The organism is Streptomyces sp. NPDC005574, from assembly GCF_040605435.1.
In the GTDB taxonomy this organism is placed as follows: Bacteria; Actinomycetota; Actinomycetes; order Streptomycetales; family Streptomycetaceae; genus Streptomyces.
This window is the reverse complement of record NZ_JBEXCW010000044.1, coordinates 49,521-68,786: the sequence shown is the minus strand read 5'-3', so window position 1 is coordinate 68,786 and position 19,266 is coordinate 49,521. Positions and strand designations below refer to the sequence as shown.

Below are 19,266 nucleotides of genomic sequence, written 5' to 3'. Positions count from 1 at the left end.
GCCGCGGTCGACCTGGTCCTTGAGGGAGTCGTCGCACAGCACCATGCCGCCGCGCGGGCCGCGCAGCGACTTGTGCTACGGAACTCGCTCGTCCACGCGATCCCGTCGGCTGTCACGGCGGCGTGTTCTACGGCGGCGACCATGTGGTGCAGGGGAGGTCACCGGCGCGCCCGGCGGAGAGGAAGTCCCGGGGTGTGAGCTGCCTGGTGGGCAGGTGCAGCAGCATGGCGTTCGCGCCGTCCGCCAGGTTGACGGCCGTGTTCTGGTAGCCCAGGACGTGGACGAGGCCGTGCACGCTGTGGTGTTGGCGCCCGCAGTACACGATCGTGCCGGAGAGCGCGGCCTCACCCGTCGAGATGCACATGGCGGCAAGGCAGCGCCCCTGTCCGACGAGCGCCGAGGGGCTCTGGCGTGTCGGCGAGGGAACGCGCATGGCCGTGCCCGTCACCTGGCCGCGGATTTCTCGCCCGCGTCCAGGCCGAGCACGGCCTGCATGTGTCGCAGCGCGCCATGAGCCCGCCGCAGTGATGGTCGCCCGCTGTTCAGGCGTCACACGGTCCACCTCTGCTACCCGGCCGCAGGGCGTTCCGCTGTCTCGCGGACTCGGGGAGGCATGGCGGAACCAGTCAGCCCCGGAAGGGGTCCGGTTCCGGCAGAGTGCGGCCCCGCGTGATCACGGCCGGCGGGAAAGGCGTCAGGCCAAGCTGACGCGACTTTCGGCAGGATGGGTGTCCTCGCTGTACGAGGCCCGTCGTGGCGCGTGGTCAGCCGGGGTTCAGAACTCGATACAGACCGGGCCCTCGTTGACGTTGATCACACCGTACTGCTCCACGAAGGAGTTGCAGGCGACGGTGCTCTGGCCTTCGCTGTCGTCGTCCGTGCTGCCGGCGGTCTGGGCGACGGCGTCCGCGGAGCCGAAGTCGATGCACACGGGGCCCTGGTTGACGTTGATCAGGCCCTCCTGACTGGTGAAGTCGTTGCACTGCGCGTCCAGCACCTGCTGGACCACGTCGTCTCCGGAGGCGTCGCCGGCCGAGGCCACGCCGGACCCGGCCAGAACCGCGGCGGCGGCCAGCGCGGTGGCCGCGACAGCCGTACGTATACCCATCATGGTCTTTCTCCAGACTGTGGGGGAGATGAACAGTGATCACTTCAGCAACGCCCGTGGGCAGCCGCACGTTGGGTTGCGCCATACGGGACTCCTCGGCCTCGCGGGTCCTGCTGCCGGAAGGTGCTGGACACCGTCGCACTGCTCGCCACCGCGCCGGCGCTCCGGCACCTTCGCGGCGAGGTCATGTTGCCAAGTCGGGTGTCCTTCGCGAGGGCCGTGACCTCGGCATCAGGGACACCTGTTTCTCGGTACGGCCCGTGGCGTCTCCGGCGTGGGCCCTGCACCCGTCCGGGTCAGCAGTGATGGCGACAAGCCCGGGGTCCGGCGAGGTTATGTGGTGCTCGACGTCTCCGTCGGACCCCCTCCCCTGATACAAGGAGCACTGCCATGTCAGATCGCAACACCCTCATCCGCAGCCTGCACGATGTGGGGCTGGCAGCCTGGTTCGGCGGCTCTCTCATGGGAGCGGTCGGTCTCAACGGCGCAGCGAAGGATCAGGGTGAGACGCCCCGAGGCAGGGCACGCATCGCCTCGTCGGGGTGGGGGAAGTGGACCCCGGTCAACGCCGCGGCCATCGGCGCGCACCTGTTCGGTGGCGGCGGACTGCTCGCGGTGAACGTTCACCGGGTCGCCGCCCAGAAGGGCGTCGGTGCCTCCACCACGGCCAAGACACTCGTCACCTCCGCGGCCCTGGCCGCCACGGCCTACGCGCGCGTCCTGGGCAAAAAGGTCGAGCTGGCTTCTTCCTCCGACCCCGAGGACACCGCAAAGGCGGTCGAGCACCCCGTCGACCTCGACAACGCCCGGCGTCAGCTGGTCTGGGTGCAGTGGGCGGTGCCGGCCCTGACCGGATGCCTGGTGGTGCTGAACGCCCTGCATGGTGAGCAGCAGCGTCCCGAGGAGCAACTGCCCGGAATGTGGGAGCGGGCTCGCTCCGCCGCGACCCCCTTCATCACGCAGCACTCGTGAGGAACCTCCTCGCGGGGGTGCGGACCAACCGACCACCTCGGATCGAGCCTGCCCGTCCCCCTCCTGTTGACCACCGCGGCATACCGCCCGTGACGCGGGCTCGGTGATCCCGGGTGGAGGCGGTGTCCGTGTTCGTGACCGAGCGCGTGGCGAAACCGGTCAGGATTCGAGAAGCCCCGGACACCGCCCAGCCCCTACCGTGATGGACATGGCAGCAACCACTTCCACCACAGCCCACACGGTCCTCGCGTCCGTCACCCTCGAGGTGGCCGACCCCGAGGCCGCCCGCCGCTTCTACGGCGCCTTCGGTGTGGACACGTACATTCGCCTGCGGGCGTCCGAGGCGCCCTCGACTGGGTTTCGCGGCTTCACCCTGGCGCTCACGGTGTCCGGGCCGGCCACCGTCGACGCCTTCGTCACCGCCGCCGTGGACGCCGGTGCCGCGGTGCTGAAGCCCGCCGCGAAGTCGCTGTGGGGGTACGGCGGTGTCGTCCAGGCCCCGGACGGGACGATCTGGAAGATCGCGACGTCGGCGAAGAAGGACACCGCCCCAGCCACCCGCGACATCGACGAGGTCGTCCTGCTGCTCGGGGTGGAGGACGTGAAGGCCACCAAGCAGTTCTACGTGGGCCGGGGCCTGACCGTGGGCAAGAGCTTCGGCGGCAAGTACGCCGAGTTCGCCCCCGGCCGGTTCAGCCCGGTCAAGCTGGCGCTGTACAAGCGCAGCGCGCTGGCCAAGGACCTCGGCGTCCCCGCTGACGGCACCGGCTCGCACCGCGTCGTCCTCGGCAGCACCGCCGACGCCTTCACCGACCCGGACGGCTTCGCCTGGGAGGCCGCGGCGCCGCCCGCCTCCACACCGTCCTGACCTCGATCTCGTAGTCCGCACCCCCTGACTCACCCTGAACGAGAGGAATCCAGCCATGCCGTCCACGAAGCCGCCCGCCGAGGACTCCGGCACGTCCGCCGAGAAGTACGACGGATTCACCGCCCAGGAGCGGGCGGCGATGAAGGAGCACGCCCGCGAGCAGAAGAGGACGGCGGCGCGGCGTGGCTCGTCCCGGGCGGAGAAGGAGGCGGCGGCGGAGCAGGACGTGCTCGCGAAGATCGCCGAAATGCCGGAGGCGGACCGGGTCCTCGCCGAGCGGATCCACGAGATCGTCAAGACCGCCGCTCCCGACCTCGCGCCCAAGCTCTGGTACGGGATGCCCGCCTACGCCCGGGACGGCAAGGTCGTCTGCCACTTCCAGAGCGCGGAGAAGTTCACGTCGCGCTACGCCACACTCGGCTTCAGCGACCAGGCGGCGCTCGACGAGGGTGCGATGTGGCCGATCGCCTACGCCCTGAAGGAGTTGACCGCGGCCGACGAACAGGTCATCAGCGCCCTCGTGAAGAAGGCAGTGGGCTGAGGCACGCCGGGGGCGGGGCCGGAGACGAAAGTGACCGAGCCGTGGAAGACGTTCATGCGCCCAGCCGGCAGGCTGTCGGACGTGGCGGCCGCGCTGCGCCGCGCGGGGCGGCACATGACGAGCACGATGGTGAGGACGGCGGTCGCCTCGGTCTTGAGGTCGAGGATGCGCAGTGGGGAAGCGCTCGGCTGGGCGCCCCAGCCGAGCGCTTCCCCCGGCCCCGCGGTCACGTGGGCGCCCTGGGATGAGGCAGTCCTCGGGCGTGTAGCCGGTGTCGCGGCCCGGTCCGGTTACCGTCTCGGTCCCGCGACGGCGTAGGCCGTGGTGCCGAGGACCGCGATGGCCAGGGCCGTCCAGGTGCCCGTCGCCGTGCCGGATGGCAGGAGCATCCAGCCGGCCACCCGCATCGGCGCACTCGTGGCGGGCGGGGCGAGGAACGTGAACGACAGCCAGGCGAACGGCACCGTCCACGCGTACTGGCGGCCCGAGATCACCGCGCCCAGGGCGACCAGCCCCATCAGGCCCGCGCTGTCCCGGACCACGAACGCGGAGGTGGTCATGTCCTTGCCCAGGGTCTGCACGGCCAGAAGTATCGCGGCGACGACCGCGGCGGCGAGCAGCACGTGCGCCGCCCTGCGGGGCACCCAGCGGATCGCGGCCGTACGGTCCAGGGCGGAGTCCTGTCCGGCGAGTCCGATCGAGGCAGACATCGCCCCGGCGGCGAGGACGAGCAGCGGCAGCCGCGGATCACCGGGCCCCCTGCCGCCGTCCCCGGCGAGGGCCCACATCGTCACCGCGCTGATGACCATCGCGGCGAGCGACGCGGGCACCTGCCGTGAGCGCGCGTACAGCGTCAGCCATCTCATCGGGAGCCACCGCCGTTGAGCGCCTGGAGCGCGTCTCCCTTGCAGGAGAACGCGGCGGCGCGCATCGCGTTGACGCGTGCGAGCTGCTCGGCCCGCGGCAGCGCCATGAGTTGCTTCCATATCGGCCGTGCCTCTGCGTCGGCCTTGGGGCCCGGGCCCATCCCCGTCGTCCCGGGCAACGGGGTGAGGCTTCCGAGGACCCAGCTCAGTGCGACGGTCTGGGCGACGTCGTCTCCGGTGCCGCTGAAGCCGACGGGGACGCACCCCGGCACGATGCCCTTGGCGATCAGGGCCCAGGTGAGGCTCTGGCCTTTCGCGGCGGCGGCGATGAGGTCGTCGTCGAAGCGGAAGAGCACGGTCGTGCGGGACCACCGCGGCGTGGCGCCGTCGGGGAGCAGGGCGGTGTTCTCGTGGACCGAAACCGGTGCCTGGTCGCCCAGCGCGCCGTGCAGTAGTCGCAGCGCCCTTTTGCCGGGGCCGGCCAGGTCGGTGAGCCGGGCCTGCTGCGTTCTGGTCACGCACACCGGGCCGTCGCACACGAGCTCGGCGGCGGCCTTGTCGAGGACGTAGATGCGGTGCGGGTCCGTGGGGAGGACCAGCAGGGCGATCAGCGCGCCGGCCAGCAGGGGAGTGAGGGCGATCAACCGGCCGCGCCCGGTCGCGGCGACCAGCAGCGCGAAGCCGGTCACGGCCATGCCGAGCAGCCAGATCGTCTGCCCGACGTGCACGGCGGGGGAGAGCGTGACGAGGACGTTCCGCACCTCCTGCACCGTCGGTGACAGCAGGGAGATCTGGTTCGGCTCCGTGGTCGTGACTCCGGTCGCCGTGGTCGTCTCCGTCTGTCCCAACGACATGTACATGAAAGCCGTGAAGACGAAGGCGGTCATGGCCAGCCCGGGCGGGGTGAGCGCGGAGGGCAGGGCCCGTCCCGCTCCCATGCCCAGGACGCCGCCCGCGACGAGGAAGAGCGCCCCCACCAGGGAGATCGGCAGCCACCCGAGGTGCGTGTAGTCGGTGTTGCCGAGCACCTGCACCGCGCCCACGAGGACGAGGAGTGCGAAGGCCGAGCTCAGCGTGATCGCCGTCGTGCCCGTCAGGGTGGCCGCGCGGTGCCAGGCGGGTCTCGGGGTGCTCGTCAGCAGCTCCGACATCCTGGAGCGGTGGTCGCGCAGACCCTGCAGCGCTCCGAGCCCCACGACCAGTGGCCACAGGTAGAACAGCAGGCTGCGGGTCCACATCGCCAGGGACGTCCACTGGGCCGTCCACGCCGTGGTGTCCCTCCACCATGCGGCGTCCACCGCGTACAGGAACGCCAGAGCCGTCGTCAGGACCACGGCGCCGGCCCACGGGGCGACGGAGCGCTTGAGCTCGATGCGCAGGACGCGGAGGTTCACCAGGCGCCCCTGTCCTGGCCGCGGTTCTGCAGCAGCGCCGAATAGCCGCGCTCCAGCGGGCTGTCGCCCACGTCGTCCGGGCCGCCCAGCGCGGCCAGTTCGTCGGGGGCGCCCTGGAAGACCAGTCGGCCCTCGGTGAGGAGCACCACGTGGGTGCAGGCGGCGGCGACATCCTCCACCAGGTGGGTCGAGACGAGGACGCAGGTGTCCTGGCCCAACTCCTGCAGCAGCTCGCGGAAACGCAGCCGCTGCGCCGGGTCCAGGCCGACCGTCGGCTCGTCCAGCAGCAGGATCGCCGGGTCGTTGACGATGGCCTGCGCGATGCCGACGCGGCGCACCATTCCGCCCGACAGGGTCTTCATCTTCTCGTCGGCGCGGTCCGCCAGGCCGACCCGCTCAACGGCGCGCTGGACGGCCCCGGGGATGTCCGCCTTGGGCACCTCCTTCAACCACGCCATGTACTCGACGAACTCGCGTACCGTGAAGCGCTTGTAGTAGCCGAACTCCTGTGGCAGATAGCCGATGCGGCGACGCAGGGCACGGTAGCCGCCCGCGCCGCCGACGGACTCTCCGAGCAGCTCCAGAGTGCCTTCAGCGGGGCGCAGCACGGTGGCCAGCGCCCGGATCAGGGAGGTCTTGCCCGCCCCGTTGGGGCCGAGAAGTCCGTGCACGCCGGTGCCCAGCGACAGGTCGAGGCCGTCGACGGCCATGCGTTTCCGGCCGACCCTGACCTTCAGCCCGGTGGCCTGGATCTGCCAGGCGTAGGCGGTCGGTGCGATGTCGGCCGCGCTCACCGCGGTCATCATGTTGTCATCCTTTCTGGTGGTCATCCTTGGTCTCCCGGCCGGGAGTAGGCACTTCGGCGGGCGATGAGGACGCCGATACCGAAGGTGAGGATCAGCCCCCACACGGGCAGACCGCCGGTCCGCAGGGCGAAGGTCGTACGGCTGGTCGCCAGGGTCGGCGCCACGATGACGGCGGCCCACACGGTGGCCAGGGCGACGGCGGCACGGGTCACGCCGACGACACCGCCCAGCGCCAGCGTCGTCGCCGTGAAGGCCAGACAGGGCAGCAGCCATTGGGCCACCATCACTCCGGTCAGCCATCCGGCCAGCAGCAGCGCGGGGACGACCACCGCAAGCACGGACGCGGTACGCCGCAGCACGAGATACAACCCGGCCCTGGGCGCCGAGGCCGTCAGCTCGTACGCCGGGTCCAGGCCACGCGACCACGACGCCGCGACGCCGAGCACGGGCAGGACCGGCGCGAACAGCAGCACCAGCGAAACCCCGCCGGATCCGGTGCCGATCCGGTCCAGCAGCAACGCCAGCAACGTCACGCCCACGACCATGGACAGCCACGGCACCATCGTGGGCGTCATCCACCCCGACAGCCGCGCCGACCAGCGCCGTCCGCGCGGCATGGTGGCGGTGACCGTCAACCGCGGTTCGAGGGCCGACCACACGGTGTCGACCAGGGACGCCACGGCGGGCACCCCGGCAGCGACAGCGGCTGCCAGCCGGTCACGGCACAACGGACAGGCTTCCAGATGGGCCTCCAGGGCCCACACCTCGTCAGCGGCAAGGCCCCCGCCGCCGCGCACGTAACCCTCGATGAGCCGCACCGAGGCGTGTTCCGTACTCATGTCAGCGCCTTCCGCATCGCGGTCCGGGCCCGGCGGGCCCGGGTCTTCACCGTGCCCTCGGGCATGCCGAGCAGGACCGCGGTCTCCCGGACGGACAGTCCGTCGAGCACCAAGGCCTGCAACACCTGCCTGAGTTCGGGTGCCAGGCGCCGCAGCGCGTCCCCGACGTCACCGTCGACCGTCGCGGCGAGCGCCTCTTCCTCGGCGGCGGGCGCCGCGTCGGGCAGGGCGGCTGCCGGCGGCGGCTCGGCGTGGTGAGCCCTGCGCCGGAACGCGTCGACCAGGCGGCGCGCCGCGATCGTCCACAGCCAACCGGTGGCCGTCCCTCCGACCGCAGCCCCGGTGAAGGCACCCGCCGCACGCCACACCGCCAGGTAGGTCTCCTGCAACACCTCCGCGACGATCTGCTCGTCTCCACACCGGCGGCGCAGCCGCACCGCCAACCACGGCGACGTACGCCGGTACAACTCCTCGAACGCGGCACGGTCGCCTCGTGCCACCAGCCGGACGAGATGCTCCTCGTCGACCTCGTGCGGCGCTTCTCTGCCTGATCTCACACCTGCTAGACGCCCGAGCCGCGCCGTAGGATTTCGTCGCAGCGTGATCCCCGCCACATGGCACGCTACGGCCTACACGGCGTGCCGCGGCGACCGGGCGCAGACCTCCGAGCAGGTGGTCGGGTGCTCGGTGCCCCGGAAGAGGACTCGGAACCACGCGGCGTACCAGGGGATTTCACGAAGACGCTGCAAGCCGCTCAGGCAGTAAGCGGGCGCGAGGAACGGATCGAAGCCCCTGAGGCCGACGAGGCCGAGACCGCGGCCGGAGGTGCGCGGTGGACGCTCAGGTCCCGTAGGTCACGGCGGCAGCGAAACGCTGGGCGAGTGCTTCCACGGCCGCGCGCAGTTCCTGCCCGCCCTCGACGCGGAACGCGAGTGGCAGCCGCGCCAGCCACTCCTGGGCGTACATCGTCGTGTTCCTCGTACTGCCGACGAGCACGCACCCGTCGCCGGACGGTTCGAGTCGGCCCATGGGTGGCCGGATCCACGGCATCACCTCGGACATCGGGGCGTCGAACGCCACCCGGGTGGGGAACTCCCATCCCCTGCCCAGGTTCTCCTCCAGCGCGGCGACCGGGTCGAGGCCGTCGGGCATCTCGAAGCTGTGGGCGGTCCGCAGGACTGCGCGGACCCGGTCGATCCGGTAGGTGCGGGTCGCGTGCGCGCGGTGGGAGTGGCACAGGAGATACCAGCGGCCGTAGCGGACGACGACCGCCCAGGGGTCCACCTCGGCCTCCCACGCGGCGCCGGATGCGGTGCGGTACGTGATCAGCACGCGGCGTCGCAGCGCGCCGGCCGCGACGAGCGCGCTCGTGAGGGCGGGATCCGGACGGGTCGCGTCGGGGTCGGGCGCCGCCGACGCGTGCTCACGCAGGGCGGCCGCCTGCCGGCCGACGCCCTCGGGCAGTGCCCGGATGACCTTGCCCAGGGCGGCGCCGACAAGGTCGTCGGCACCGGGGTCGGCGGCTGCCGGCTGACCGTCGATGACCGCCATGACCAGGCCCAGCGCCTCGGGTTCCGTGAAGACGACCGGCGGCAGCCTGGTCCCGCGCCCCAGTCGGAACCCGCCGTAGGGGCCCCGGGTGGAGTGCACGGGGATGCCCGCCTCGCGGAGGATGCCGACGTACCGGCGGGCGGCCCGTTCGGTGACACCCAGGGACGTGGCGAGTTCGTCGGCCGTCACGGCTGTCGTGCGGGACTGGAGGATCTCGAGGGTGCGCAGGGCTCGCGCGGTGGGGCTGAGATCGGTCGGCACCCGAGCAGATTAGGTGCTCACACGGCAAACCGGAAGTGGATTGTCCGGAACCGGTCGTAGCGTGAGGGCACCGACCGCCTCACCGGCTTCACCAGGGAGAAGTGATCCATGGACATCCTGCTCATCGCCGGCCTGTGGCTCGACGGGTCCGCCTGGGACGACGTCGTGCCCGCCCTCAAGGAACTCGGCCACCGCCCCGTCACGCTCACCCTCCCCGGCCAGGGTGACGGAGACGCGTCCGCCACCCTGGAGGACCAGGTGGCGGCGGTGCTCGCCGCTGTGGACGCGGCGCCGGACAGGCCCATGGTGGTCGGGCACTCCGCCGCCTGCACCCTGGCCTGGCTGGCCGCCGACGCGCGGCCGGAGCGGGTCGCGAAGGTCGCCCTCGTCGGGGGGTTCCCGTCCGCCGACGGGCAGCCGTACGCCGACCTCTTCGAGACCAGGGACGGCGTGATGCCCTTTCCCGGCTGGGGCCCGTTCGAAGGAGCGGACAGCGTCGACCTCGACGGGCAGACGCGCGGCCGGATCGAGTCGGCGGCGATCCCCGTGCCCGAGGGGGTGGCCAAGGGCACGGTGCGGTTGAAGGACGAGCGGAGGTTCGACGTCCCGATGCTGCTCGTGTGCCCGGAGTTCACCTCCGCCCAGGCCCGGGATTGGATCGACGCCGGTGACGTGCCCGAAGTGGCCCGCGTCAGGCACCTCGACCTCGTCGACATCGACTCCGGGCACTGGCCGATGACCAGCGAGCCGGTGGAACTCGCCCGGCTGCTGGCCGCCGCGGCCGCCGATGCCTGAGCCCGCGCCCTACCAGGTCCGCCTTCTGGACGCCTCCACCTGGGACGCCTTCGCGGAACTGGTCGAGCGCAACAACGGTGTCTACGGCGGGTGTTGGTGCATCGGCTATCACCGGGAGTGCGGGCAGCAAGGGATCAGCCACCGGCAGGCCAAGGAGCGCCGGGTGCGGACCGGCCGCGCCCACGCCGCACTCGTCCTCGACCAGGACGGCACCGCACAGGGGTGGTGCCAGTACGGCAGCCCTGAGGAGCTCTCCCACATCAAGCACAGGCGCGCGTACGACAAGGACGCGCCGCCGCGGCCGGACTGGCGGATCACCTGCGTCTACGTCGACACGAAGCACCGCGGCCGGGGGATCGCGCGGGCGGCGCTGGAGGGCGCCCTCGACCAGATCGCCCAGGCCGGTGGCGGCCTCGTCGAAGCCGTCTCCGAGGTGACGGACGGACGTGAGGCGCAGGGCCGCTTCCTGTTCAGTGCGACCGTGGAACTCTTCGAGGACTTCGGGTTCACGCGCGGTCGGCAGGTCGGCAAGCACGCGTGGATCGTGACCAGGGTGGTTGATCCGGTGTGGGTCGGCTAAGTCAGTCCGGCGGGTTCCGCGTGTCCGGTGCGGGGCATCCCGCGGCAGCTTCCCGCCGTACGCCCGCCCGTTTGCGCTCACGCGCCGTGATGAGTCGTGGAAAGCGCCCGCAACCGACCGCCTCCGCACCCGGTGATCTCCGGTCCCGCACCACCGGAAGATCCGCGGTCTCGGCGCCCCCTTCCGTTGCCGGGTGATGGACGGTGGCGGGCGCCGGGACCGAGAGTAGGGGGATGAGCGATCACTGCGCGGCGACGGGAACGGACGGCATGGCCGACGGGTACGGCGGTGACGGATTGGACGGCGCCGGCGTCACCGGGGACGGCGGCCGAGACGCGGAGACCCGTGAAGTGCGCCGGTTCTGGGGGCGGCTCGGGTTGCCCGGGCTCGTCGACGTCCACACACACTTCATGCCCGAGCAGGTCCTGCGGAAGGTCTGGAGCTACTTCGACGGGCTCGGGCCCCTGACGGGCGGCGTGGAGTGGCCGATCACCTACCGTGCGGACGAGGAGGAACGGCTCGCGGCCGTCCGGGACTTCGGGGTGCGGGCCTTCACCGCGATGCTCTACCCGCACAAGCCCGGAATGGCGCGCTGGCTCAACGAGTGGGCCGTCGACTTCGCCCGCCGCACCCCGGACTGTCTGCACACGGCGACCCTGTTCCCTGAACCGGGCGTCGACGCGTATGTGGGGGAGGCGCTCGATGCGGGGGCGCGTGTCTTCAAGTCGCATGTGCAGGTGGGCGCGTACGACCCCGGCGACCGGCTCCTGGATCCCGTGTGGGGGCTGCTCGCCGAGGCCGGGATCCCGGTGGTGATGCACTGCGGGTCCGGCCCCGCGCCGGGCAAGCACACCGGGCCGGGACCGGTCGCCGGGGTGCTCGCCCGGCATCCGCGGCTGCGACTCGTCGTCGCGCACCTCGGGATGCCCGAGTACGAGGACTTTCTGGACCTTGCCGAGCGGTACGGCGAGGTGCGGCTCGACACGACCATGGCGTTCACGGACTTCAGCGAGCGCCTCGCAGCGTTCCCGAAGGCGGCGTCGCCCCGGCTCGCCGCACTCCAGGACCGGGTCCTGCTCGGGACGGACTTCCCCAACATCCCCTACCCGTACGTCCATCAGCTCCACGCTCTGGAGAGGCTCGGTCTCGGCGACGACTGGCTGCGGGCGGTGTGCCACGACAACAGCGCCCGGTTGTTCGGCCTAACCGACTGACTCAAGGGCCGCCCCGGCCGCCCCTGCGGCGGCCGTCGAATACTTCCCCGCCGACCGTGAGCTCCGACGCCGACCGTATGACTGCTCCCCGTCTGTCTGCCGCTCCCGCCCGCTCTCGGCAGCCCAGGACGGCGCCTGCCGGCCAGCCTGGGAGTGGTGGAAGCGCGGCGGAAGCGGAAGGCTCGACACCGCGTGTCCGCCTTCGTGGGTGGGGCAACCGTGGAGCATGACTCCGCTTGAGGTGACCTTATCTGTGTTGGCCCAGGACAGCAGACCGGACGGGCCTCCGTGGCTCAAGTGGACGTTCTTGGGGGTGTGGATCGCTCTTGCCCCGTGGATCTTCTACAAGCTGCATCGACGCGGCTACTTCAAGAGGCGACGCTGACGCACGCACCCCGATGTCCGGGCGCCCCGGCTTTGTCGGCGCTGCCGTGATCGACGTATCTCTCCCGGCCGGTGGCCGAAGTGCGCGGCCAGGGTGCGCTGTTGTCCACGGCCCGAAGGCCGTAGCGACCGGGGTGGGGCGGCGCGGGCACGGTCCAGCCCGCGGGGGATCCGCAACCGCCCTCGGCCGGACCGGCAAAGTCAGCTGAGGAGAGCGGCACAGGCCCGGGCTGCCCGAGGTAGCCGGCGTGTCGATCCTGCGAGGGGAACCTGCACGGACGCGCTTCAAGAAGTGAAACGCGGGCCCTGTTCCACCGCGATGGACGGATCGATAGCCGCTCGATCGAGTCGAGATGGCCGAACAGCGCCCAGCGGAGACCTTCAACTCCTCGCGCCCTTCGTCAATTTGGAAGGGTTCTTTGCTTCATCTCTTGACGCCTCTGGTGCAGACCTTTAGGTTCACCGATCACCACGACGCCATGAATGCAGTTGTTGTTCATGGATGTGAACGCCAGCACCCCCCACGTCAGCCGTCTGCGAAGGGCTGTGATCCCCCCAGATGATCCGTCCATCCCTCGCGCGCTCCACCGCGCTCCGACTCACCCTCTCCACCGTCGCGCTCACCCTCTCCGTCGGCGCCCTGAGTACCACCCCGGCGGCAGCGGCCACCGGCACGATCACGGGGCTCGGCGGCAAGTGTCTCGACGTCGCCTCCGCGAGCTCGGCGAACGGCACCGCCGTCCAGCTCTACGACTGCAACGGCACCGCCGCCCAGCAGTGGACGGTCGGCTCGGACGGCACCATCCGCGCGCTCGGCAAGTGCCTCGACGTCACCGGCAACTCCACCGCCAACGGCACGCGCCTCCAGCTGTGGGACTGCGGTGGCGGCGCGAACCAGAGGTGGACGGTCACCGCCGCCCGCGACCTCGTCAATCCGCAGTCCAACAAGTGCGCAGACGTCACCGGCAACACCTCGGCCAACGCGACTCCGGTCCAGATATGGAGCTGCACGGGCGCCGCCAACCAGAAGTGGACCGCGCCCGGCGGCGGAGGCACCGCCCCGAGCGCGCCGATGGCCGTCGCCCCGTACCTGTACAACGGCTGGGGCAGCCCGCCGAACCCGGCGACGGTGATGAACGCGACCGGCGTGAAGTGGTTCACCCTGGCCTTCGTGCTCAGCAACGGCTACTGCAATCCTCAGTGGGACGGCAGCCGCCCGCTGACCGGTGGTGTCGACCAGCAGACCGTCAACACCGTCCGCGCCAACGGCGGCGACATCATCCCGTCGTTCGGCGGCTACAGCGGCAACAAGCTGGAGAGCTCCTGCTCCAGCGCGGGCGAACTCGCCGCCGCCTACCAGAAGGTCGTCAACGCCTACGGGCTCAAGGCCATCGACATCGACATCGAGGCCGACGCCTACAGCAACGGAACCGTCCAGCAGCGCACCGTCGACGCCCTCAAGACCGTGAAGGCGAACAACCCCGGCCTGAAGGTGTACGTCACCATCGGCACCGGTACGAGCGGCCCCGACACCAGCCTCATCAACCGGGCCGCCAACTCCGGCCTGAGCGTCGACAGTTGGACCATCATGCCCTTCGACTTCGGCGGCGCCGGCCAGAACATGGGGACACTCACCACGCGGGCCGCCGAGGGCCTGAAGACCGCGCTCAAGAACGCCTACGGCTACAGCGACGACCAGGCGTACCGGGACATGGGCATCTCCTCGATGAACGGGATCACCGACGAGAACGAGACGGTGACGGTCGCCGACTTCCAGACGATCCTCGGTTACGCGCAGCAGCACCATCTGGCGCGACTGACCTTCTGGTCGGTCAACCGGGACCGCCCCTGCACGAGCGGGGTCGCCGACAGTTGCTCCGGCGTGGGCCAGTCGGACTGGGACTACACCCGCGTCCTCGCGAAGTACACCGGCTGAGCTCCGTCACACCCCCCACCAGCGCAGGAGTGCTCCCATGTCCCGTTCCACCCTGTCCAGAAACAGAAGAGCGTCCGGTCGGCACCGGACACCGAGACTGCTCACGGTGACCGCCCTCGTGGCGACTGCCCTGTCGGGCCTGTCCGTCGCGGCGCAGGGCGACGCGGTGGCCGCCACCGGCGCGGCCGCCCAGGCCGCGGCCCTGCCGACCGGCTGGGCCACCGTCGTCAACGCGGGCAGCGGCAAGTGCGTCGACGCCCGCGCCGCCGGCACGACCGACGGAACGGCCGTCCAGCAGTACGCGTGCAACAGCAGCCAGGCGCAGCAGTGGCGCCTCACGGCCACCTCGGGCGGCTACTACCGGGTCGACAACCGCGCCGACGCGACCAAGGCCTGGGACGTCACCGGTGTCTCGGCCGCGGACGCCGCCCCGGTGCAGCTGTGGACGTACGGCGGCGGCGCCAACCAGCAGTGGCAGGCCGTGGCGGAGTCCGGAGGCACCTACCACTTCGTGAACCGCAACAGCGGCAAGTGCCTCGACGTGCCGAGCGCGTCGACGGCCGACAGCGTGCAGTTCCAGCAGTACACGTGCAACGGCTCGGCTGCGCAGTCCTTCTCCGTCAACCCCCTCGACGTCCAACTGCCGCCCGGCACACCGGACCTCGGCCCGAACGTCACCGTCTTCGACCCGTCGACGCCCGAGGCCACCGTCCAGAGCAGCCTCGACGCGGCGTTCCAGCAGCAGCAGACCAATCAGTTCGGCACCGCGCGCAAGGCCTTCCTCTTCAAGCCCGGCAGCTACGACGCCAACGCCAACGTCGGCTTCTACACCCAGGTGGCAGGCCTCGGGCTGTCCCCCGACGACGTCACGATCCGGGGCGCGGTGCACGCCGAGGCCGACTGGTTCCAGGGCAACGCGACCCAGAACTTCTGGCGTTCGGCGGAGAACCTGTCGGTGACCCCGACCTCGGGTTCCGACCGGTGGGCGGTGTCGCAGGCGGCGCCGTACCGGCGGATGCACCTGCGGGGCGACCTCGCCCTCGACGACGGCGGCTGGTCCAGCGGCGGCTACATGGCCGACACCAGGATCGACGGCCAGGTCAACTCCGGCTCGCAGCAGCAGTGGCTGTCGCGGAACACCGAGTGGTCCAACTGGACCGGCTCGAACTGGAACATGGTGTTCGTCGGCGCGAAGAACGCTCCCGCGAACAGCTTCCCCAGCCCGCCGTACACCACGGTGAACCAGACTCCCGTCTCCCGCGAGAAGCCGTTCCTGTACGTCGACTCCGCGGGCGCCTGGAAGGTGTTCGTGCCGGCCGTCCGCACCAACTCGACCGGTGTCTCGTGGGGTTCGGGGACGCCGGCCGGGACGTCACTGCCGCTCTCGGACTTCTTCGTCGTGAAGCCGGGCGCGACGGCCGCGCAGCTGAACGACGCGCTGGCGCAGGGCAAGAACCTGCTGGTGACGCCCGGCGTCTACCACCTCGACCAGACGCTCAAGGTCACCCGGCCCGACACCGTGGTGCTGGGTCTCGGCCTCGCCACCCTCATCCCCGACAACGGCATCACCGCCATGACGGTCGCCGACGTGGACGGCGTCCAGCTCGCCGGGCTGCTGATCGACGCGGGCACCACCAACTCCGCGCAGCTGCTGGAGATGGGGCCGAACGGTTCCTCAGCGGACCACGCCGCCGACCCCAGCTCGCTGCACGACGTGTTCTTCCGCATCGGCGGCGCCGGCGTGGGCAAGGCCACCACCAGCCTGACGATCAACAGCGACGACGTCATCGGCGACCACCTGTGGCTGTGGCGCGCGGACCACGGCAGCGGAGTCGGCTGGACCAGCAACACGGCGGACACCGGACTCGTGGTGAACGGCGACGACGTGACCATGTACGGCCTGTTCGTCGAGCACTACCAGAAGTACCAGACCGTCTGGAACGGCAACGGCGGACGCACGTACTTCTACCAGAACGAGATGCCGTACGACCCGCCCAACCAGGCCGCCTGGATGAACGGTTCGACGCAGGGCTACGCCGCCTACAAGGTCGCGCCGTCCGTGACGAGCCATCAGGTGTACGGCTTCGGCAGCTACTGCTACTTCAACGTCAACCCGTCCGTCGCCGCCGAGCACGCCATCGAGGCGCCGAACAACGCCAACGTGCGCTTCAAGGACATGGTGACGGTCTCGCTGGGCGGCACGGGCACCATCCGGCACGTGGTCAACGACCGGGGCGGGCCGTCCAACTCCTCGACCAACGTCGCCAACCTCGTCAGCTACCCCTGACCCGTCCGGGAAGGACCGTCCGATGCACATCAGCAGATCCGGCCCGGCACGCGGGATCCTCGGATTCCTCGTCCTGCTGGCGACCCTGCTCGGCCTGGCGTCACCGCCGGCCGCGCACGCGAACACCACGGCAGCTCCCTTCAAGGTGCTCGCCCTCTACAACGGCACCTGGGACGCGGCCCACATCAGCTTCGTCCACGAGGCCAACGACTGGTTCCCGAGGCAGGCCGCGGCGAACGGCTTCACCTACACGGCCAGCAACAACTGGGACCTGCTCAGCAACGGGGGCGTGAACGCCTACCAGGTCGTGCTGTTCCTCGACGACCTGCCGCAGACCGCCGCCCAACGCACCGGTTTCGAGCAGTACATGCGCGCTGGCGGCGCCTGGATGGGCTTCCACGTCTCCGCCTTCACCACCGACGCACAGAGCTGGCCGTGGTACCACGACCAGTTCCTCGGCACCGGCGACTTCCGTTCCAACACCTGGGGGCCGACCACGGCCGTCCTCAGGGTGGAGGACCGGACCCATCCCTCCACCCTGAACCTGCCGGCGACGTTCACCTCGTCGGTCAGCGAGTGGTACAGCTGGTCCAACGACCTGCGGCAGAACCCGGACATCCGGATCCTCGCCTCGATCGACCCCAGCAGCTTCCCGCTGGGCACGGACCCGAACCAGACCTGGTACAGCGGCTACTACCCGATCCTGTGGACCAACACGAAGTACAAGATGCTGTACGCGAACTTCGGCCACAACGCGATGGACTACGCGACGAACACCACCCTGTCGTCGACTTTCGCTAGCGCCACCCAGAACCGGTTCCTGCTGGACGGCCTGAAGTGGCTGGGCAGAGCGGGCGGGTCGGTGCCGCCGCCCGGTCCGATCTCCGAGACCACCTGGTACTCCCTGGCCAACGCGGGCAACGGCACCTGCGTGGACGCCCGGGCGGCCGCCACGGCCAACGGGACCGCGATCCAGCAGTACGCCTGCAACGGCACGCAGGCGCAGCAGTTCCAGTTCCGCTCGACGGACAGCGGCTACACGCGGATGACGATCCGTCCGAATCCGCAGCAGGTCGTCGACGTGACCGACCGGTCCACGGCCGACAACGCGGCGCTCCAGCTGTGGAGTTGGTCGGGCGGTCAGAACCAGCAGTGGCAGCCGGTGCAGGAGATCGGCGGGCGCTATCACTTCACCGCCCGGCACAGCGGCAAGTGCCTGACCTCGGCGGGTTCGGCGGCGAACAGCGTGCAGCTCACCCAGCGGGCCTGTGACGGCTCGGCGGCGCAGAGTTTCGCGCTCACCGCGCAACCCTGACCGGCCTCGGTCACATGTGCCCCCGCCGCGAACCTGCGTCGGGGGCACATGTGCGCCATGGGTCCGGCGCACGCCGGCCGGGCCAAGGTGCAGCCGAGCGGGATGGCGCTGACGCCGAATTCCGCGGTGCTGTCGTACATGACGGGCTGGCTGAACCCCAGTTGGTCGCCGTCCCCTGCTCGTGGCTGAGGGAGCCGTCGGAACGCGGGCCAGTGCTCAGGCGGTCGTTGCGAGCACGGACGGACACCGGGTTGTGGAGCGAGCGGCCGCCGCACCTGTGGCGACCGCTGCGACCCGCCGTCGAGATCCTTCTACCTCGTTCGCTTCTCTCATGTGCTCTCTTCGCTGAGGCGGTCGACCGCCCACGGCAGAAGCTCCTTGGCCACGGACAGGCTGAAGGGCCGCACCAGCGAACTGAGTTCGGCACAGGCGGCCGGACCGAGCGTGACATAGGGGAGGGCGGCCAGCCCGTCGGTGGTGTCCTCGATCTCCGCCCTGCGCCGCGCACCCTCCTCGGACAGAGCCAGGTGGGACACGTCATCGAGCCATCCACGCTCACGCAGACTCTGTACGGCCTGTCCCCACTGCTCCGGCGTCCATCCCCGCGATGTGCGCAGCACCTCCCCGTCGATGTCACCTCCGGCGGCGTGCGTGACCAGAGCCTCGATCCCGCTCAGTCCGGCAGCCAGCAGCGCCGCCACGTGCCCGTCGCCGCGGAACTCCCGCAGCAGGGTCTGCGCATGCCAGAGCACGAGGTGGGGTTCGCTCGGCCACGGCAGTGCGGCGTGCGCGGCGAACAGGGGGCGGCCTTGCGGATGGCGCATGGTCACCTCAGCTGCGGTACGAGCCAGTTCCGCCGCACGGGCCAACGCGGGTGAGGAGACGTCGGCGCCGAGGATGCGGCGGAGCGTGGCATCGATTCCGGTGAGCCGCGCTGCGGCGAACCGCTGCGGCGTGGCCGCTTCCCATGCCGCGGGTATGGCGCGGCGCACGAGTTCGGGACTGAAGTTGTAGAACGTGGCGATGACCAGATCAGCTGGGACCGCGCCGAGCGCGGCGGAGCGGGACGCGAAGTACCCCGTCCTGGCGTCCACGCCCAACTCCGCGTACAGGTCTGCGGCTTCGGGCGAGAAGTAGACAGCCCCGTGGTAGGGCTCGAGAGTTCTCCAGGTCGTGCGTGCGAGGGCCAGGCTGTCGCGGTCCATGTTCTGCGTCATGAGCGGCTCTCCGTCCTGCGGCGGATGAAACGTTGCTGTTCATGGAGCGCACGACGGTGCCTTGAGGGCGGGGCGCCCAGTCATGCCGTCCGGTCGGTATGTTATCGGAGGGCTGTTCCGGCGACTACTGCCCTGCGATCTGCCAGGAGTTGTCGTCGAGCTCGCTCTTGACCTGATCGCGAACTGCCGACGGCTCACCGGCGACCTCGCCTGCCCTGACTTCACCGCGGCCGGTCCGAATCGCCTGGGGTGCACCGGCGGCGTTCAAGGGCGCCGTGACCCATTGCGGTATGCGCAATGCGTGTCCTTCATCACGATTCGCCCATTTCTGG

Annotated in this window: 19 protein-coding genes; 9 read left to right on the top strand and 10 right to left on the bottom strand. The window is 70.6% G+C overall.

Translation table 11 applies throughout. The features are described 5' to 3' along the window. Window positions 1–127 precede the first annotated feature (127 nt). Both ABZT03_RS25700 and ABZT03_RS25695 read right to left on the bottom strand, forming a co-directional pair. The gene (locus tag ABZT03_RS25700) at window positions 128–364 is read right to left on the bottom strand and encodes a hypothetical protein (RefSeq protein WP_356043050.1); all 237 of its coding nucleotides are present in this window, start codon (window positions 362–364) and stop codon (window positions 128–130) included. A 411-nt stretch (window positions 365–775) separates the two neighbouring features. Then, window positions 776–1,111, bottom strand: coding sequence for a hypothetical protein (locus tag ABZT03_RS25695; RefSeq protein ID WP_356043047.1), 336 nt, complete (start codon window positions 1,109–1,111; stop codon window positions 776–778). Between the two features lie 387 nt (window positions 1,112–1,498). On the opposite strand from ABZT03_RS25695, the gene ABZT03_RS25690 reads away from it, so the two are divergent. The 3 genes from ABZT03_RS25690 to ABZT03_RS25680 all read left to right on the top strand — a co-directional run bounded on the left by ABZT03_RS25690 (window position 1,499) and on the right by ABZT03_RS25680 (window position 3,489). Then, a complete protein-coding gene (locus ABZT03_RS25690) occupies window positions 1,499–2,080 on the top strand; it encodes a hypothetical protein (RefSeq protein ID WP_356043046.1) in 582 nt (193 codons plus the stop codon). Between the two features lie 202 nt (window positions 2,081–2,282). Further along, window positions 2,283–2,948, top strand: coding sequence for a glyoxalase (locus tag ABZT03_RS25685; protein WP_356043044.1), 666 nt, complete (start codon window positions 2,283–2,285; stop codon window positions 2,946–2,948). 55 nt (window positions 2,949–3,003) lie between these two features. Then, window positions 3,004–3,489 carry a DUF1801 domain-containing protein gene (locus ABZT03_RS25680; RefSeq protein WP_356043041.1) on the top strand — a complete coding sequence of 162 codons (486 nt, stop codon included), beginning with the start codon at window positions 3,004–3,006 and terminating at the stop codon, window positions 3,487–3,489. Here the strand turns inward: ABZT03_RS25680 and ABZT03_RS25675 are convergent. The 7 genes from ABZT03_RS25675 to ABZT03_RS25645 all read right to left on the bottom strand — a co-directional run bounded on the left by ABZT03_RS25675 (window position 3,417) and on the right by ABZT03_RS25645 (window position 9,206). Next, on the bottom strand, window positions 3,417–3,719 hold the full coding sequence (locus ABZT03_RS25675; RefSeq protein ID WP_356043038.1) for a hypothetical protein: 303 nt from the start codon (window positions 3,717–3,719) through the stop codon (window positions 3,417–3,419). The two genes, ABZT03_RS25680 and ABZT03_RS25675, sit on opposite strands and share 73 nt — an antisense overlap. Before the next feature lie 60 nt (window positions 3,720–3,779). Continuing rightward, window positions 3,780–4,355, bottom strand: coding sequence for a hypothetical protein (locus tag ABZT03_RS25670; protein WP_356043035.1), 576 nt, complete (start codon window positions 4,353–4,355; stop codon window positions 3,780–3,782). Next, window positions 4,352–5,749 (bottom strand): hypothetical protein, encoded by a 1,398-nt coding sequence (locus tag ABZT03_RS25665; RefSeq protein ID WP_356043032.1) that lies wholly within the window; start codon window positions 5,747–5,749, stop codon window positions 4,352–4,354. Before ABZT03_RS25665 ends, ABZT03_RS25670 begins: the two co-directional genes overlap by 4 nt. Further along, entirely contained in the window at window positions 5,746–6,579 is an 834-nt protein-coding gene (locus ABZT03_RS25660) for an ABC transporter ATP-binding protein (RefSeq protein ID WP_356043030.1), read from the bottom strand. The genes ABZT03_RS25665 and ABZT03_RS25660 overlap by 4 nt, the downstream gene beginning before the upstream one ends. Beyond that, a complete protein-coding gene (locus tag ABZT03_RS25655) occupies window positions 6,576–7,394 on the bottom strand; it encodes a zf-HC2 domain-containing protein (RefSeq protein WP_356043028.1) in 819 nt (272 codons plus the stop codon). Before ABZT03_RS25655 ends, ABZT03_RS25660 begins: the two co-directional genes overlap by 4 nt. Further along, complete coding sequence (locus tag ABZT03_RS25650; protein ID WP_356043026.1) at window positions 7,391–7,951, bottom strand: RNA polymerase sigma factor; 561 nt, start codon at window positions 7,949–7,951, stop codon at window positions 7,391–7,393. The genes ABZT03_RS25655 and ABZT03_RS25650 overlap by 4 nt, the downstream gene beginning before the upstream one ends. 283 nt (window positions 7,952–8,234) lie before the next feature. Then, on the bottom strand, window positions 8,235–9,206 hold the full coding sequence (locus ABZT03_RS25645) for a WYL domain-containing protein (RefSeq protein ID WP_356043024.1): 972 nt from the start codon (window positions 9,204–9,206) through the stop codon (window positions 8,235–8,237). Between the two features lie 108 nt (window positions 9,207–9,314). Here ABZT03_RS25645 and ABZT03_RS25640 point away from each other — a divergent pair, with 108 nt between their 5' ends. The 6 genes from ABZT03_RS25640 (at window position 9,315) to ABZT03_RS25615 (ending at window position 17,717) form a co-directional block, all read left to right on the top strand. Beyond that, complete coding sequence (locus ABZT03_RS25640) at window positions 9,315–10,001, top strand: alpha/beta fold hydrolase (protein ID WP_356043022.1); 687 nt, start codon at window positions 9,315–9,317, stop codon at window positions 9,999–10,001. Further along, the gene (locus ABZT03_RS25635; protein ID WP_356043021.1) at window positions 9,994–10,581 is read left to right on the top strand and encodes a GNAT family N-acetyltransferase; all 588 of its coding nucleotides are present in this window, start codon (window positions 9,994–9,996) and stop codon (window positions 10,579–10,581) included. The genes ABZT03_RS25640 and ABZT03_RS25635 overlap by 8 nt, the downstream gene beginning before the upstream one ends. Before the next feature lie 233 nt (window positions 10,582–10,814). Beyond that, window positions 10,815–11,795 carry an amidohydrolase family protein gene (locus ABZT03_RS25630; protein WP_356043019.1) on the top strand — a complete coding sequence of 327 codons (981 nt, stop codon included), beginning with the start codon at window positions 10,815–10,817 and terminating at the stop codon, window positions 11,793–11,795. Between the two features lie 943 nt (window positions 11,796–12,738). Continuing rightward, window positions 12,739–14,115 carry a ricin-type beta-trefoil lectin domain protein gene (locus ABZT03_RS25625; protein WP_356043017.1) on the top strand — a complete coding sequence of 459 codons (1,377 nt, stop codon included), beginning with the start codon at window positions 12,739–12,741 and terminating at the stop codon, window positions 14,113–14,115. 37 nt (window positions 14,116–14,152) lie between these two features. Next, window positions 14,153–16,402, top strand: a complete 2,250-nt coding sequence (locus ABZT03_RS25620) for an RICIN domain-containing protein (protein WP_356043015.1) — start codon at window positions 14,153–14,155, stop codon at window positions 16,400–16,402. A gap of 22 nt (window positions 16,403–16,424) precedes the next feature. Then, the gene (locus ABZT03_RS25615; RefSeq protein WP_356043013.1) at window positions 16,425–17,717 is read left to right on the top strand and encodes an RICIN domain-containing protein; all 1,293 of its coding nucleotides are present in this window, start codon (window positions 16,425–16,427) and stop codon (window positions 17,715–17,717) included. A 329-nt stretch (window positions 17,718–18,046) separates the two neighbouring features. Here the strand turns inward: ABZT03_RS25615 and ABZT03_RS25610 are convergent, their stop codons facing one another. Next, window positions 18,047–18,934, bottom strand: coding sequence for a hypothetical protein (locus tag ABZT03_RS25610; protein WP_356043011.1), 888 nt, complete (start codon window positions 18,932–18,934; stop codon window positions 18,047–18,049). Between the last annotated feature and the right edge of the window lie 332 nt (window positions 18,935–19,266).

Bases quoted from the DNA above. Each gene is read 5' to 3' on its own strand.
- ABZT03_RS25700 (WP_356043050.1), bottom strand. From the start codon at position 364: ATGTGCATCTCGACGGGTGAGGCCGCGCTCTCCGGCACGATCGTGTAC.
- ABZT03_RS25695 (WP_356043047.1), bottom strand. From the start codon at position 1,111: ATGATGGGTATACGTACGGCTGTCGCGGCCACCGCGCTGGCCGCCGCC.
- ABZT03_RS25690 (WP_356043046.1), top strand. From the start codon at position 1,499: ATGTCAGATCGCAACACCCTCATCCGCAGCCTGCACGATGTGGGGCTG.
- ABZT03_RS25685 (WP_356043044.1), top strand. From the start codon at position 2,283: ATGGACATGGCAGCAACCACTTCCACCACAGCCCACACGGTCCTCGCG.
- ABZT03_RS25680 (WP_356043041.1), top strand. From the start codon at position 3,004: ATGCCGTCCACGAAGCCGCCCGCCGAGGACTCCGGCACGTCCGCCGAG.
- ABZT03_RS25670 (WP_356043035.1), bottom strand. From the start codon at position 4,355: ATGAGATGGCTGACGCTGTACGCGCGCTCACGGCAGGTGCCCGCGTCG.
- ABZT03_RS25660 (WP_356043030.1), bottom strand. From the start codon at position 6,579: ATGACCACCAGAAAGGATGACAACATGATGACCGCGGTGAGCGCGGCC.
- ABZT03_RS25655 (WP_356043028.1), bottom strand. From the start codon at position 7,394: ATGAGTACGGAACACGCCTCGGTGCGGCTCATCGAGGGTTACGTGCGC.
- ABZT03_RS25640 (WP_356043022.1), top strand. From the start codon at position 9,315: ATGGACATCCTGCTCATCGCCGGCCTGTGGCTCGACGGGTCCGCCTGG.
- ABZT03_RS25635 (WP_356043021.1), top strand. From the start codon at position 9,994: ATGCCTGAGCCCGCGCCCTACCAGGTCCGCCTTCTGGACGCCTCCACC.
- ABZT03_RS25630 (WP_356043019.1), top strand. From the start codon at position 10,815: ATGAGCGATCACTGCGCGGCGACGGGAACGGACGGCATGGCCGACGGG.
- ABZT03_RS25625 (WP_356043017.1), top strand. From the start codon at position 12,739: ATGATCCGTCCATCCCTCGCGCGCTCCACCGCGCTCCGACTCACCCTC.
- ABZT03_RS25620 (WP_356043015.1), top strand. From the start codon at position 14,153: ATGTCCCGTTCCACCCTGTCCAGAAACAGAAGAGCGTCCGGTCGGCAC.
- ABZT03_RS25615 (WP_356043013.1), top strand. From the start codon at position 16,425: ATGCACATCAGCAGATCCGGCCCGGCACGCGGGATCCTCGGATTCCTC.
- ABZT03_RS25610 (WP_356043011.1), bottom strand. From the start codon at position 18,934: ATGACGCAGAACATGGACCGCGACAGCCTGGCCCTCGCACGCACGACC.